At 59.7% G+C, this 15,328-nt stretch carries 14 protein-coding genes; 11 read left to right on the top strand and 3 right to left on the bottom strand.

Translation table 11 applies throughout. The features are described 5' to 3' along the window. The first annotated feature begins 63 nt into the window (after positions 1-63). From panD to ABIA48_RS18975, 7 genes are all read left to right on the top strand, one after another. Positions 64-444 (top strand): aspartate 1-decarboxylase, encoded by a 381-nt coding sequence (gene panD / locus ABIA48_RS19005; RefSeq protein ID WP_108216463.1) that lies wholly within the window; start codon positions 64-66, stop codon positions 442-444. Between the two features lie 224 nt (positions 445-668). Beyond that, on the top strand, positions 669-2,333 hold the full coding sequence (gene pgi, locus ABIA48_RS19000; RefSeq protein WP_429490571.1) for a glucose-6-phosphate isomerase: 1,665 nt from the start codon (positions 669-671) through the stop codon (positions 2,331-2,333). A gap of 230 nt (positions 2,334-2,563) precedes the next feature. Then, complete coding sequence (gene acs / locus ABIA48_RS18995; protein ID WP_429490569.1) at positions 2,564-4,501, top strand: acetate--CoA ligase; 1,938 nt, start codon at positions 2,564-2,566, stop codon at positions 4,499-4,501. Positions 4,502-4,645: 144 nt separating this feature from the next. Further along, on the top strand, positions 4,646-5,515 hold the full coding sequence (locus ABIA48_RS18990) for an oxygenase MpaB family protein (protein ID WP_429490567.1): 870 nt from the start codon (positions 4,646-4,648) through the stop codon (positions 5,513-5,515). 183 nt (positions 5,516-5,698) lie between these two features. Further along, positions 5,699-6,715: a class I SAM-dependent rRNA methyltransferase gene (locus ABIA48_RS18985; protein WP_429490565.1), complete on the top strand. Its 1,017-nt coding sequence runs from the start codon at positions 5,699-5,701 to the stop codon at positions 6,713-6,715. Between the two features lie 93 nt (positions 6,716-6,808). Beyond that, positions 6,809-9,769: a DUF748 domain-containing protein gene (locus ABIA48_RS18980; protein ID WP_429490563.1), complete on the top strand. Its 2,961-nt coding sequence runs from the start codon at positions 6,809-6,811 to the stop codon at positions 9,767-9,769. Continuing rightward, positions 9,769-10,062 carry a DUF2845 domain-containing protein gene (locus ABIA48_RS18975; RefSeq protein WP_429490561.1) on the top strand — a complete coding sequence of 98 codons (294 nt, stop codon included), beginning with the start codon at positions 9,769-9,771 and terminating at the stop codon, positions 10,060-10,062. The genes ABIA48_RS18980 and ABIA48_RS18975 overlap by 1 nt, the downstream gene beginning before the upstream one ends. Before the next feature lie 223 nt (positions 10,063-10,285). Here the strand turns inward: ABIA48_RS18975 and ABIA48_RS18970 are convergent, their stop codons facing one another. Continuing rightward, positions 10,286-10,642, bottom strand: coding sequence for a BON domain-containing protein (locus ABIA48_RS18970; RefSeq protein WP_007990383.1), 357 nt, complete (start codon positions 10,640-10,642; stop codon positions 10,286-10,288). Between the two features lie 366 nt (positions 10,643-11,008). Then, entirely contained in the window at positions 11,009-11,431 is a 423-nt protein-coding gene (locus ABIA48_RS18965) for a pilin (protein ID WP_429490559.1), read from the bottom strand. A gap of 227 nt (positions 11,432-11,658) precedes the next feature. Here ABIA48_RS18965 and ABIA48_RS18960 point away from each other — a divergent pair, with 227 nt between their 5' ends. From ABIA48_RS18960 to yacG, 4 genes are read left to right on the top strand one after another with little or no spacing between them, the layout of a single operon-like run. Then, entirely contained in the window at positions 11,659-12,876 is a 1,218-nt protein-coding gene (locus ABIA48_RS18960; protein ID WP_429490557.1) for a type II secretion system F family protein, read from the top strand. A gap of 1 nt (position 12,877) precedes the next feature. Beyond that, positions 12,878-13,750 (top strand): prepilin peptidase, encoded by an 873-nt coding sequence (locus tag ABIA48_RS18955; protein WP_429490555.1) that lies wholly within the window; start codon positions 12,878-12,880, stop codon positions 13,748-13,750. Then, entirely contained in the window at positions 13,747-14,370 is a 624-nt protein-coding gene (coaE, locus tag ABIA48_RS18950; RefSeq protein WP_429490553.1) for a dephospho-CoA kinase, read from the top strand. Before ABIA48_RS18955 ends, coaE begins: the two co-directional genes overlap by 4 nt. After that, positions 14,367-14,567 carry a DNA gyrase inhibitor YacG gene (gene yacG / locus ABIA48_RS18945; RefSeq protein ID WP_218432541.1) on the top strand — a complete coding sequence of 67 codons (201 nt, stop codon included), beginning with the start codon at positions 14,367-14,369 and terminating at the stop codon, positions 14,565-14,567. Before coaE ends, yacG begins: the two co-directional genes overlap by 4 nt. Before the next feature lie 35 nt (positions 14,568-14,602). On the opposite strand, the gene ABIA48_RS18940 is transcribed toward yacG, so the two are convergent. Continuing rightward, positions 14,603-15,292, bottom strand: coding sequence for an energy-coupling factor ABC transporter permease (locus tag ABIA48_RS18940; protein ID WP_429490551.1), 690 nt, complete (start codon positions 15,290-15,292; stop codon positions 14,603-14,605). Positions 15,293-15,328: the final 36 nt, after the last annotated feature.

The following is a 15,328-nucleotide window of genomic DNA, read 5'->3' as shown; positions in this document are numbered from 1 at the left end:
ATTGCTGCCTCTTAAGCCTTCGGGCAAACTGCCCGCCGTTCGATTCCGACCTGGGAAACACTCATGCACGCCATCATGCTCAAAGCCAAGCTGCATCGCGCCGAAGTCACCCACGCTGTACTCGATTACGAAGGCTCCTGTGCCATCGACGGTGAATGGCTGGACCTGTCCGGCATCCATGAGTACGAACAGATCCAGATCTACAACGTCGACAACGGCGAGCGCTTCACCACCTACGCCATCCGGGGTGAAGAAGGTTCACGCATGATCTCGGTCAACGGTGCCGCCGCGCACAAGGCCAAGGTTGGCGATCGCGTGATCATCTGCGCTTACGCCCATTACAGCGAAGCCGAGCTGCTCAACTTCAAGCCGCGCATGCTCTACATGGCGCCGGGCAATGAACTGAGCCACACCAGCAACGCCATTCCGGTTCAGGTCGCCTGATCCGAGTCCTGTCTCTTCCGTTTGTCGGACCGTTCCTGATTTCGATGTTAAAAAAGTACAGAAAGCAGGTCAGACAAAGTCAAGACAGATCATTGCGCGGGGTTTACTGTATTCGCCCTGCGCCATGAAATCGTGTCGACGCAGTTGACCGGAACGCCCATCCATAGCGCCCCGGGATTTTTAGTGTTCTAAAGGCCGTTCAAGTAAAAAGGAAACCCGCAGCGATGGCGTATTACCGCACTCCTCATGACGTGACCGCTCTGCCCGCCTGGCAAGCGTTGAATGAACACCGCCAAGCCATGCAGGATTTCAGCATGCGCGAAGCCTTCAATGCCGATCCGCAGCGTTTTACCCAATTCACCCTCAGCAGTTGCGGCCTGTTTCTCGACTACTCGAAGAACCTGATCAACGCCGAGACCCGCAATCTGCTGGTGGGCCTGGCCAACGAAGTCGACCTCAAGGGCGCGATCAAGTCGCTGTTCGACGGCGAAATCGTCAACTCTTCCGAAGGCCGTCCAGCCTTGCATACCGCCCTGCGCCGCCCGGTTGGCGACAAGCTGTCGGTCAACGGCGTCAACGTGATGCCGGAAGTGCACAAGGTACTGAACCAGATCACCGATCTCGTCGGCCGTATCCACGACGGTTTGTGGCGCGGTTACACCGAGAAGCCGATCACCGACGTGGTCAACATCGGCATCGGCGGCTCCTTCCTCGGCCCGGAGCTGGTGTCCGAAGCCTTACTGTCCTACGCCCAGAAAGGCGTGCGTTGCCATTACCTGGCGAACATCGACGGCAGCGAGTTCCACGAACTGACCATGAAGCTGCGCGCCGAGACCACGCTGTTCATCGTCTCGTCGAAATCGTTCAACACCCTCGAAACGCTGAAAAACGCCCAGGCCGCCCGTGCCTGGTACCTGGCCCAGGGTGGTTCGGAAGCCGAGCTGTATCGCCACTTCATCGCGGTATCGAGCAACAACGCCGCTGCGGTAGCGTTCGGCATCCGCGAAGAGAACATCTTCCCGATGTGGGACTGGGTTGGCGGGCGCTACTCGCTGTGGTCGGCCATCGGTTTGCCGATTGCCCTGGCCATCGGCATGTCCAACTTCAAGGAGTTGCTGTCCGGTGCCTACACCATGGACCAGCACTTCCAGAGCGCACCGTTCGAACAGAACATGCCGGTGCTGCTGGCCTTGCTCGGCGTGTGGTACGGCAACTTCTGGGGCGCGCAAAGCCACGCGATCCTGCCATACGATCACTACCTGCGTAACATCACCAAGCACCTGCAACAGCTGGATATGGAATCCAACGGCAAGAGCGTGCGCCAGGACGGCAAACCAGTTTCAACCGACACCGGACCGGTGATCTGGGGTGGCGTCGGCTGCAACGGTCAGCACGCCTATCACCAGTTGCTGCACCAGGGCACCCAACTGATCCCGGCCGACTTCATCGTGCCGATCGTCAGCTTCAACCCGGTGTCCGACCACCACCAGTGGCTGTACGCCAACTGCCTGTCGCAGAGCCAGGCGCTGATGCTCGGCAAGACCCTTGCCGAGGCTGAAACCGAGCTGCGTGACAAAGGCATGAGTGAGGCAGAGGTGCACAAACTCGCGCCGCACAAGGTGATCCCGGGCAACCGTCCGAGCAACACCCTGGTGGTCGAACGCATCAGCCCGCGTCGCCTCGGCGCTCTGGTGGCAATGTACGAACACAAAGTCTTTGTGCAAAGTGTGATCTGGGGCATCAATGCCTTCGACCAGTGGGGCGTGGAGCTGGGCAAAGAGCTGGGCAAAGGCGTCTACAACCGCCTGGTCGGCAGCGAAGAAACCCCGGCCGAGGACGCCTCGACCCAAGGGCTGATCAATTACTTCCGTGGTCGTCACCGCGGTTGATTTGAAGCCAGCCCACAAAGTGTGTGTTGAGCACAAACTCTGTGGGCAATGAATATCCAATGTGGGAGCGGGCTTGCTCGCGAAGACGGTGGTTCAGTCAACCAGAATGTTGAATGTACCGCCCTCTTCGCGAGCAAGCCCGCTCCCACAGTTGTTTTGCATCCGACTTGAACCCATTGACCTCTCGGCGCATCTTTATCCTTGTCGCAAAACAAGCATAAGGAACCGTCATGTTCGATATCAGCACGTTCCCCAAAGCCGATGCCGTCCGCCGGGCTGCACAATTGAGTCAAGACGACTATCAGCGCCTGTACCGCCAATCCGTCGAACACCCCAGCACCTTCTGGGCCGAACAGGCCACGCGTTTTCTCGACTGGATCGCGCCCTGGGAAACCGTCCAGCGCTACAACCTGAAAACCGGTGAAGCCAGCTGGTTTGCCGGTGCGCAATTGAACGTCAGCTACAACTGCATCGACCGACACCTGGAAAAACGCGGCGATCAGGTCGCCATCATCTGGGAAGGCGACGACCCTGCCGACTCCACCACCATTACCTACAAAAAACTGCATGAAAACGTCTGCCGCCTGGCCAACGTGCTGAAAAGCCGTGGCGTGAAAAAAGGCGACCGCGTGTGCATCTACATGCCGATGATTCCCGAGGCGGCCTACGCCATGCTTGCCTGTACCCGCATTGGCGCGGTGCACTCGGTGGTGTTCGGCGGCTTCTCCCCGGATTCGTTGCGTGACCGTATTCTCGACGCCGACTGCCGCACCGTGATTACCGCGGACGAAGGCGTGCGTGGCGGCAAGGTCGTGCCACTCAAGCAAAACGTCGACAAGGCGCTGCAAAGCTGCCCGGACGTGAGCACCGTGCTGGTGGTCGAGCGCAGTAAAGGACAAGTGAACCGGGTCGAAGGGCGGGACATCCAGTATCAGCAGGCCCTGCGCGATGCCAGCGCCGATTGCCCGCCCGAGCCGATGGACGCCGAAGCCCCGCTGTTCATCCTCTACACCTCCGGCAGCACCGGCAAACCCAAGGGCGTGCTGCACACCACCGGTGGCTACCTGCTGCAAGCAGCGATGACCTTCAAGTACGTGCTGGACTACCGCGACGGCGAGGTCTTCTGGTGCACCGCCGATATCGGTTGGGTCACCGGTCACAGCTACATCGTCTACGGTCCGCTGGCCAACGGTGCGACCACGCTGATCTTCGAAGGCGTGCCGAGCTACCCGAGTACCTCGCGTTTCTGGCAGGTGATCGACAAGCACAAGGTGAACATTTTCTACACCGCCCCGACAGCCCTGCGCGCACTGATGCGCGAAGGCCCCGGACCGTTGAAGCAAACATCCCGCGCCAGCGTCAGACTACTCGGTACGGTCGGCGAGCCGATCAACCCGGAAGCGTGGGAGTGGTACTTCCATGAGGTCGGCGAAGAGCGCTGCCCGATCGTCGATACCTGGTGGCAGACCGAAACCGGCGGCATCATGCTCAGCCCGCTGGTCAGCGCCCAGCGGATCAAGCCCGGTTGCGCCACGCAACCGATGTTCGGTGTGCAACCGGTGTTGCTCGACGAACATGGCAAGGAAATCAAAGGCGCCGGCAGCGGCGTACTGGTCATAAAGTCCAGCTGGCCGGCGCAGATCCGCAGCGTCTATCGCGACCCGCAGCGCATGGTCGACACCTACTTCAAACCCTACCCCGGCTACTACTTCACCGGCGATGGCGCGCGGCGCGATGAGGATGGCGACTATTGGATCACCGGGCGCATCGACGATGTGATCAACGTGTCCGGCCACCGTATCGGCACCGCCGAGGTGGAAAGCGCCCTGGTACTGCACGAGAGCATCGCCGAGGCCGCTGCGGTCGGTTACCCACACGACATCAAGGGCCAGGGCATCTATGTCTTCGTCACGCCCATGAACGGCGTCGAAACCAACGACGAGTTGAAAAAAGAACTGCTGGCCCTCGTCAGCCAGGAAATCGGCAGTTTCGCCAAACCGGACTTGATCCAGTGGGCGCCGGCCTTGCCGAAAACCCGCTCGGGCAAGATCATGCGGCGCATTCTGCGCAAGATTGCCTGCAATGAACTGGACAATCTGGGTGATACTTCGACCCTGGCCGATCCGAGCGTGGTGCAAGGGCTGATCGATAAACGCCTGAATCAATAACGTACCGGCCTTTGCAGGAGCGAGCCTGCTCGCGATGAACTCAAGTGCGCCGCGTACATTCAGGAGAAACGCGTTACCGTTGAAGTCCATCGTCGGAACGCCGCCCGGAGCCGGCTCGCTCCCACAGAAAATTACAGAGTCGTCATGGAATTCATCCGCACCCGCATCGAAACCCAGATCATGAGCCTGAGCGGTTTGTCCCTGGGTAAACTCGACCTGGAAAACCCCAAGGGCGACCCCGGCCTGTTCGGGCCAGACTCGGTGAGCTGGCAAGTCCATGGCGACTTCAGCAGCATGCTGATCGGTGGCATCAGCGCCCTGATGCTGCAAGCCCTGCATCCTCTGGCATTGGCCGGGGTTTGGGACCATTCGAATTTTCGTGAAGACATGCTCGGCCGTTTACGCCGCACCGGGCAGTTCATCTCCGGCACCACCTTCGGTTCTCGACAGGACGCCGACTGGCTGATCGAAAAAGTCCGCACCATTCATTTGCAGATCACAGGCACGGCGCCGGATGGACGCGCCTACGCTGCCAGCGATCCCGAATTGCTGACGTGGGTGCACGTGGCGGAAGTCAGCAACTTCCTGGCCGCGCATTTGCGCTATCGCAATCCGCACCTGTCCCCGGTCGACCAGGATCGCTACTACGCTGAAATTGCCCTGATCGCCGAACGCCTCGGGGCCCGGAATGTGCCCCGTTCGCGACAGGAAATTGCCGACTACCTTGAGCGCATGCGTCCACAGTTGCTGTGCGATGAACGCAGTCGCGAAGTCCTGCGCCTGTTGTTGAACGCGCCCTCCCCCAGCCGCCTGGCCAAGCCTTTCGGCGGATTGATGATGCAGGCCGGGATCGATCTGCTGCCTGACTGGGCCAGCGATATGCTCGGCGTCAGCCAGAGCCCGCTGCAACGCACGCTGATCCGCGCCAGCGTCAATCGCAGCGCGCCGATGCTGCGCTGGGCGGTGCGTAACGGATCGGTGCAGCGGGCGAAGCGGCGGATGGGGATTACTTAGAAAGAACAAAGATCAAAAGCTTCGCGAGCAAGCCCGCTCCCACATTGGATCTATGTCGAATGCAAGTTTTATGTTCACAGAAAATCCGATGTGGGAGCGGGCTTGCTCGCGAAGGCCGCGCCTCGGTCCCGCACCAAAACTGTTAAACTCCCGCGCCCAATTCTCTCCTGCAAGGCGCCCAGCATGTCTTCCTTGAATCAGGCGCTGCGCGCCGCCCTCGATCAACGCCAGGACCTGCTCGCCGAACTGCACCAGCAAGGCACCGATTGCTATCGCCTGTTCCACGGCAGCCAGGAAGGTGCCGGTGGCCTGACCATCGATCGCTACGGCCCGCAATTGCTGGTACAGAGTTTCCACCAGCCGCTGGAGCGCGAGGCGCTGCTGCAACTGCACGATGCGATCAACCAACACCTGGGTTTTGACACCCTGCTGGTCTACAACGACCGTTCCCGTGGCAACTCGCGTATCGATCGCGAAGACACCGTCTACCGCGCCGACGAAGCCGCGCTGCAAGACCTGGTCGGCCATGAATGGGGCCTGAACTATCGGGTACGGGGTCGCCACGCCGGACAAGACCCGCTGCTGTTCCTCGACCTGCGCAATACCCGCGGCTGGGTCAAGGATCACAGCAAGAACAAAAGCGTGCTGAACCTGTTCGCCTACACCTGTGGTGTCGGCCTCAGTGCCGCCGCCGGTGGCGCACGCGAGGTCTGCAACCTGGACTTCGCCGAAGGCAATCTGGCGGTTGGCCGGGAGAACGGCCAACTCAACCCGCAGTTGCCGGCCATGGAATTTATCCAGTCCGACTACTTCCCGGCCATTCGCCAACTGGCCGGCCTGCCGATCAGCCAGCGCCGCGGGCAAAAACTGCCGAGCTATCAGCGCCTGGAACAGCGTCAGTACGATTTGGTACTGCTGGACCCACCGGCCTGGGCCAAGAGCGCATTCGGCACCGTCGACCTGCTGCGTGACTACCAGAGCCTGCTCAAGCCGGCCCTGCTAACCACCGCCGACAATGGCGTGCTGATCTGTTGCAACAACCTGGCGAAAGTCAGCATGGACGACTGGCGCGACCAGGTCTTGCGTTGCGCAGAGAAGGCCGGGCGGCCGGTGCGTGAGTGGAGCGTGATGAAGCCAGGCGCCGACTTCCCGTCGATGGATCAGCAACCACCGCTGAAAACCCTGATCCTGCAGCTCTGACCGCTGTGGGAGAAATCTGAAACTTCCTGATCAGGCCAATCACTTGGGAACCGGAAACGCGTGCCATACTCCAAGGCACTCCGATCCAGACAGATGAAGCCGCACATGTACAAAGGATTGATTCGCGCCATCGGCGCCTTGTTGACTGCTCTGGCCCTCTACAGCTTGCTGGGTTTTCTGATTTTACCGGGTGTCGCGTTGCGCGTTGCCAACCAGCAACTGGCCAACTACGCCACCACACCCGCCACGATCCAGCGGATCGAGTTCAATCCGTTCAGCCTTGAACTGACCCTTTGGGGCTTGAACATCGGCGAGCCCGGCAAGGAGCAGGTCGCTTTCGAACGCCTGTACGCCAATCTGCAATTCGACAGCCTGTGGACCAAGGCGGTGCACCTGTCCGATGTCGAACTGGACAAGCCCAAGACCGAAATCCTGTTCAGCAAGGACGGCCAACTCAATCTGCTGGGGCTGTTCAAGCTGCCAGCGAGCGAACCCACACCGGCCGACCCGGATGCCAAGCCGTTTCCGCTGCGCATCGAGCGGATCAAACTGGCCGGCGGCGCCGTGCACTTTGAAGATGCCCGGCCCAGCGAGCCCATCGAATTTATCTACGACACACTCGATTTCGAGCTGAAGAACCTCAGCACCCTGCCCGATGACAGTGCCGACATGACCTTGGTGGCCGTCGGCCCCAATGGCGGACAGATCGACTGGACCGGCAACTTCAGCCTGATCCCGATCGCCTCCGAAGGTAAGCTGAAAATCACCGATGGCAAGATGAAAGCCTTTTGGCCTTATGTGCGCGATGCCGTGCCCCTGGACCTCGAAAACGGCGTCATGAGCATCAGTACCGATTACAAATTCAGTCTGGCCAAGGAAACCGAACTGCTACTGAGCAACGTAGCGGTCAACATCGCCCCCTTCGCGATCAAGGCCCCGGATGGCCGGCCGCTGGTGAAGCTTGAGCGCCTGGACGTCAGCGAAACCACCGTGGACCTGGCAAAGCAGCAAGTGGTGGTCGGCAAGATCCGCAGCAACAAACTGGAAACCTGGGCGGCGCTGGAATCAGACGGCCAACTCGACTGGCAGAAACTGTTCGCCAGCCAGCCGTCCAAACCCGCCGCCGCCAAAGCCAAGGCGGACGCAGAACCGGCCAGCACTCCGGCGGCGGCAGACTCACCGAAACCTGAGCCGGCCGCACCAGGCAAACCCTGGCAGGTGCTGCTCAAGGATGTGCAGTTGCGCGACTACCAGGTGCATCTGGCCGACCGCAAGGCCCAACCCGCCGTCGCCCTGGAACTGGGCCCGCTGAACCTTGACCTGCAGAACTTCGACAGCCTCAACGGTTCACCCTTTACCCTCAAGCTCGATACCGGCGTGGGCAAGCAAGGCAAGATCCTGGCCGACGGCGAGGTCAACCTGGCGCCGGTCAGCGCCAGGCTGAAGGTGCAGACCAAGGACATCGACCTGCGGGTTGCCCAGTCCTACATCACGCCGTTCATTCGCCTGGAACTGCGCAGCGGCATGCTCGGCAGCGATCTGGCGGTCGACCTGAAAAGCACCGAGCCCTTGGCCTTCAGCGTCACCGGCCGCGCCCAGGTCGATCAGTTGCATACCCTGGACACCCTGAAAACCCGCGACTTCCTCAAGTGGCAACAGGTCGTGGTCGAAGGCCTGAACTATCAGCATGGGGACAGCCTGTCGATCGACAAGATCAACCTGTTCCAGCCCTATGTGCGCTTCATGATCAACGATGATCGCACCACCAACATCGATGACCTGCTGATTCCGCAACCGGCGGACTCCGGGGCAAAACCGGCGGCGAGCAAACCGGCCAGCAACGAAAAGCCGTTGGGCATCCACATCGGCGGCATTTTCATCAATGATGGCTCGGCCAACTTCGCCGACTTCAGCCTGACGCCGAATTTCGCCACCGCCATCCAGCAGCTCAACGGGCAAATTGGCACCATCGACAGCCGCCAGCCGAAACCGGCCAGTGTCGACGTCAAGGGCAAGGTCGACCGCTACGCGCCGGTGACCATCAAGGGCGCGGTCAATCCGTTCGACCCGATGGCCAGTCTCGACATCGCCACCAGCTTCAAACGTGTGGAACTGACCACGCTGACGCCCTATTCCGGCAAGTTCGCCGGCTACCGTATCCGCAAAGGCCGGCTCAATCTCGACCTGCATTACCAGGTCACCAAGGGTCTGCTCAAAGCTGAGAACAAAGTGGTGGTCGAACAACTGCAACTGGGTGAAAAAGTCGACAGCCCGGATGCCGTGAGCCTGCCGTTGAAACTGGCCATTGCCTTGCTCAAGGATGTCGACGGCAAGATCTCCATCGAACTGCCGGTCAGCGGCGACCTGAACAACCCTCAGTTCAGCGTCATGCCGATTATCTGGCAGACCCTGCGCAACCTGATCGTCAAAGCCGCGGCAGCGCCGTTCAAACTCATTGGCGGGCTGGTCAACGGTGGTGGCTCGGAAGACCTGGGCAGCGTTTCATTCGCAGCCGGTTCCAGTGAATTGGGCAAGGACGCTGAAGGCGCCCTGGACAAACTGTCAAAAGCGCTCAAGGAACGCCCGGCCCTGCGCCTGGAAATCGAAGGCACCGCCGCCCAGAGCAGCGATGGCCCGCTGATCGCCGAACAACGCCTGGAGCGTGAATACCAGTACAACTACTACAAAATGCTCCAGCGTCGTGGCGACAAGGTCCCGGCCCAGGCTTCGTTGCTGGAAGTACCGGACGGGGAAAAAGGCCCGCTGCTCGAAGGCATCTACCGCACCCGCCTGAAAACCCAGCCCCCTGCCGAATGGAAGGACCTGGGCAAGGAAGAGCGCACCGCGAAAATGCGTGCCGAGGTGATCAAGTTCTGGAGTTCCAGCGACGTGCTGTTACGTCAACTGGGCCAGGAACGCGCCAGCAGCATCAAGGATTATCTGGTCGACAAGGCCCAGCTGGAAGATAACCGTGTGTACTTCATCGATGCCAATCTGGGCGAGGCGCAAAGTGACGGCCGCGTGGTGACGCCGATGCATCTGGATGCCGAGTGATGATATGGCGGCTGGCTTGCCTGGTTCTGGTGCTATCCGCCAGTCAGGCCTGGGCGGACGATACCCTGCGCTGTGGCAGCCAATTGATCAGCGTCGGTGATCGCTCGAGTGAAGTCCTGCAGAAATGCGGCGAGCCGGTCAGCCGCGACTTGCTGGGTTACAAGCGCAGTGCCGATCGGCGCGAGGAGTTTCAGGTCGAGGAATGGACCTACGGACCCAATGGCGGGATGTATCAATACTTGCGGTTCGAAGGTAATCGGCTGAAGCAGATCACCAGTAAACGCGGCAATTAATTAACCACGACTCAATGTGGGAGCGGGCTTGCTCGCGAAGGCGGACTGACATTCAACACAGACGTTGAATGAAAAACCGCTTTCGCGAGCAAGCCCGCTCCCACAATTGATTTGGCCCCGGCAAAAATGCGCGGGGCCCTTCGCATGAACGCTCAGGTTGCAACAGACGTATGACTCGGCCCGTCTGTCGCGCCTTCTCCCGGTCCAGGCGAGAAGTCTTGCCTTACTCGGCTTTCAGGCCGTCAGCGGAGACCGCCTTGACGCCCTTGATTTTCTTGGTGATGGCCACAGCCGTGTCTTTTTGCATTTCGGTCACGGCGGTGGTCGACGACAGCGATACCACGCCTTTGTTGGTTTCAACCTTGATGTCGCTACCTGGAATGCCTTTTTCGGTCATCAGGTCGGCTTTGACTTTGGTGGTGATCCAGGTATCGGAAGTAGCTTCTGTAGCCTTGGTCATTTCACCCGCCGCCAGGGTCATGGGAGCCTGGGTGGCTTGAGTAGTCTGGGCGAATGCCGCGTTTGCCATGGTCAGGGTCAGCGCGGTAGCAGTAGCGGCAGCGATAGCGAACTTCTTCATACGAGTAACTCCTGTTTTTCTGGAAAGTCTGCCGGGTGTCTTGTCGGCAGGGTTACCAAGGATATTGCGAACGTTGTGCCAACTTTGAAGAAGAGATAAAACCTTTAAAATCAATACGTTACAAGATCATCCAATTCCCGGAATCATGCAAAATGCACGACAAGCAGAAACGCTGCATGCAAGTTGCGGGTTTATGGAAAGTTCCTAACGCCCTGAATTTCTGAGCTTTTGACAACAGCCGACAAACAAAAAAACCCGCAATGGCGGTACCGCTACGCCTTCCTTGTAGCAGCTGCCGAAGGCTGCGTCCGGCTGCTACGGATTGCGTTGTGGCTTAACTGATCGGCATTACGCGATGGCGGGGATTCATGACGCAGAACCGGAACACCCTTTAGGCAAGTAATCCTGGGAGACGGTGCTTTTACACGACCAGCCTTTGGTTTCGTCCCGTGTCAGGGTGACGGTTTTGCCCAGGACCACCCCCGGGGCATTCCGCAACGTACAAACGATTGATCCCTCTCCTTCAGGCGTTGGAGACGTCACAGACAGGGCGCAGTTGTTAGTCGATGTCGCGCCGGCGGGCGCCACGTTGGCAATTGTCGGGGTGTCCCCCTGATTGATCACATCCTCGAACGGCACCTTCATTGCAGTCAGCTCGGCCAGTGCTGCCGTGACTTTGGCCCGCGTCTGGTATTTGGAATACATCGGCAGACCCAGTGTTGCCAGGGTCCCGATGATCGCCACCACGATAAGCAACTCGATCAGGGTAAAACCTTTTTGTTGGTGCATATTCAGCCTCCATGCATGAGTCGAAAGCTCATGATCTGCCCCATGGCAGCACAGCCTGTGCCAAGGCCAAAAGCCCCTGTTGGCAGGGACCGTGGCAGCCGCAAAGCCCTTTCCTACCATCAGGATCAGCACTATCTGACGTTTTTTGTCACCTCACCCTTACTGGTTTGGCTCTGTCGTTTGACTAGGCTATAAGAGCAATTCAACCGAATTACCCAGGACTGAACATGGCGGTCAAGGCAGCGAAAATCAGCGTGTATGCATGGGAAGGCATCGACCGCAAAGGCACAAAGGTAAACGGCGAGCTCAGCGCTCAAAACCCGGCGCTGATCAAGGCGAAACTGCGCAAGCAAGGCATCAGTCCCGGCAAGGTTCGCAAAAAAAAACATTCGCTGTTCAACATGGGCAAGCGCATCACGGCCCGGGACATCGCCCTGTTCACCCGGCAAATGGCGACAATGATGAAGGCTGGCGTGCCGTTGTTGCAGTCGTTCGACATCATCGGCGAGGGCTTCGACAATCCGGCCATGCGCAAGCTGGTGGACGATCTGAAACAGGAAGTCGCGGCAGGCAACAGCTTCGCTGCCTCCCTGCGCAAGAAGCCGCAGTATTTCGATGAACTGTATTGCAACCTGGTGGATGCCGGCGAGCAGGCCGGTGCCCTCGACACCCTTTTGGAGCGGGTCGCGACCTACAAGGAAAAAAGCGAAAGCCTCAAGGCCAGGATCAAGAAAGCCATGACCTATCCGCTGGTGGTGGTGTTCGTCGCGGCGGTTGTCACCGGGATTCTGCTAGTCAACGTCGTGCCGCAGTTCGAGTCGGTGTTCAAGGGCTTTGGCGCCGAACTGCCGGCCTTCACCGTGATGGTCATTGGCCTGTCGCAATTCATGCAGGCCTGGTGGTGGGCGGTTCTCGGCGTGCTGATCGCGGTGATCTTCGGTGTGCGCCACGCCTCCAGGACATCCCCGGCCTTTCGCGACCGGATGGACACCTGGCTCTTGAAACTGCCGCTGGTGGGCAGGTTGATGTACAAGTCCGCCGTAGCCCGATTTGCCCGCACGCTGTCGACCACTTTCGCTGCCGGCGTGCCGCTGGTGGAAGCACTGGAATCGGTGGCCGGCGCAACCGGCAATATCGTGTTCAAGCGTGCGGTATTGCGCATCCGGCAGGACGTCTCGACCGGCATGCAATTGAATTTCGCCATGCGTACGTCCGGTATCTTTCCGAACATGGCGATACAGATGACCGCCATCGGCGAAGAGTCCGGTACGCTGGACGCTATGCTCGACAAAGTCGCGGGGTTCTACGAAGACGAAGTCGATAACATGGTCGATAGCCTCACCAGCCTGATGGAGCCGTTCATCATGGTGGTGCTGGGTGTTATCGTCGGCGGCCTGGTAGTTGCGATGTACCTGCCCATCTTCCAACTCGGCTCAGCGATCTGACATGCCCTTGAATGAAATCCTGATTCACTATCCGCTGGCCTTTGTCCTTCTCGCAGGCATCACCGGCCTGCTGGTCGGCAGTTTCCTCAATGTCGTGATCTGGCGCCTGCCGAAAATGCTCGAACGCGACTGGCGTGAGCAGGCCCATGACATCCTCGGGCTGCCCGGCGAAACGCCACTGCCGACCTACAACCTGATGCTGCCCCACTCCCAGTGCCCGCACTGCGGTCACCGGATCCGCGCCTGGGAAAACATCCCGCTGCTCAGTTATGTGTTTTTGCGCGGTCGTTGTTCAGCCTGCGCGGCGGCGATCAGCCCGCGCTATCCGTTGACTGAATTGGCCTGCGGCCTGTTGTCGGCGTTTGTTGCCTGGCACTTCGGCTTCGGTTGGCCGGCCTGCCTGGTGCTGGTCCTGAGCTGGGGGTTGCTGGCGATGAGCCTGATCGACGCCGAACATCAGATATTGCCGGACGTGCTGGTGCTGCCATTGATGTGGCTGGGGTTGGTCGTCAACAGCTTCGGCCTGTTCGTGTCGTTGCACCAGGCGCTGTGGGGGGCGATAGCCGGCTACAGCGTGCTGTGGTCGGTGTTCTGGCTGTTCAAGCTGATCACCGGCAAGGACGGCATGGGTCACGGTGATTTCAAGCTGCTGGCGATGCTGGGCGCCTGGGGTGGCTGGCAGATTTTGCCGCTGACCATCCTCCTGTCCTCGCTGGTAGGGGCCATTATCGGGCTGATAACCCTGCGCTTGCGCAATGCAAAAACCTCGACGCCGATCCCTTTCGGTCCCTATCTGGCCATTGCCGGCTGGATTGCCTTGCTCTGGGGTGGTCAAATAACCGACCTCTATTGGCAGTTTGTCGGTTTGAAATGAATACCCCTGTGGAAAAACCCTGGATTCTCGGCCTGACCGGCGGCATCGGCAGCGGTAAAAGTGCGGCTGCCCAACACTTCATCGATCTGGGCGTGCATGTGGTCGATGCCGATCATGCCGCTCGCTGGGTAGTTGAACCTGGCCGCCCGGCACTGGCACAAATCGCCGCTCACTTCGGTCCCGGTGTGTTGCAGACCGACGGACAACTGGACCGCGCTGCGCTTCGCAAGTTGATCTTCGAGGTACCTGAAGAACGCCGCTGGCTGGAGGCCCTCCTGCATCCACTGATCGGCGAGGAAATCGCTCATCACCTGGCGCTGGCAAAATCGCCTTATGCGATTCTGGTTTCACCGCTGCTGATCGAGTCCGGGCAATACGCCATGACCCAACGGGTGCTGGTGATCGATGCGCCCGAACAGTTGCAGATCGAACGTACCCTGCAACGTGACCAGACCAGCGAGCAGCAAGTCCAGGCGATCCTCAAGGCCCAGTCCAGCCGTCAGGATCGCGTGAGCCATGCCGACGACGTCGTGGTCAATGACCGCGACCTTGCCTGGCTGCACAGCGAGGTCGAACGCCTGCATCACTTTTATCTTTCTTTGCGTGGAGGCCAGTCATGAGCCAACCAACAACCGTCGAATGCCCAACCTGCGGCGCCCCCGTGGAATGGACCGCCGAGAGCAAATTCCGGCCATTCTGCTCCGATCGCTGCAAACTGATCGACCTGGGCGCCTGGGCGTCCGAAGAACACAAGATTCCAGTGCCCCCCGATGCCGAGGATGAGATGTTCAGCGGCGACTTCGACCCGCGCCACTGATCCATCGAATGGACGATTCCAGGTTTTGATGTGGATCAGGACTTGGGATCGTCGTCCTTCCAGGGAGCCGATAGGTAGCGAGTGCGGTTGAACGTCTCGAGCCACTCCGGACAAAACACGACCAGCGCACTGACGATCATGCCGTTGATAAACGCTTCGGGAAAAATGATCAGCCACAGATATCCGACAAAATCTTCCAGCCAGTACGGCATGGCAAAACGCTCGTCGAACCATAACAACCAAAGCGCCAGCAGCAGGCACAGCAACGCCGACAGCGCCGCCGCAAAGAAGCCGGACACGAAGATATACACAAAGGGATTTCGCGGCTGAGCACGCTCCACCAGAATCGCGCAACACTCGGTGACCAGCACCGGCAGCGCAATCAACAGCGCGCCATTGACCCCGACCGCCGCCAGATCCTGTCGGCCGAGCAGCACCAGCCCCGTTTGTGCAACCAACCCGCCGAGCAGCGCCAGCGGCCAGTCCAGCAGTAGCGTCACCGCTGTCATGCCGATGAAGTGGTACGACACGCCGGTATCAAAGTCGCGCCGCACCAGCCACAACAGAAACAGCGCAAACACCGTTCCAAACAGCAGATGCTGACGACGGCTGTCGGTAAACAGTTCAACCCACGGTGCACGACAGATCGCCCAGATCAACACCGGCACATAGATCAGCCAGCCGGCCGCAAGGGTTTGCGATGACAGCAACTCTGCACCGATCATGGCTACGCGCGCCTCCTGGGCGAAGAACAACGGCCC

Source organism: Pseudomonas sp. S30_BP2TU TE3576, from assembly GCF_050436025.1.
Taxonomy (GTDB): domain Bacteria; phylum Pseudomonadota; class Gammaproteobacteria; order Pseudomonadales; family Pseudomonadaceae; genus Aquipseudomonas.
This window is presented reverse-complemented; position numbering and strand designations above follow the sequence as displayed.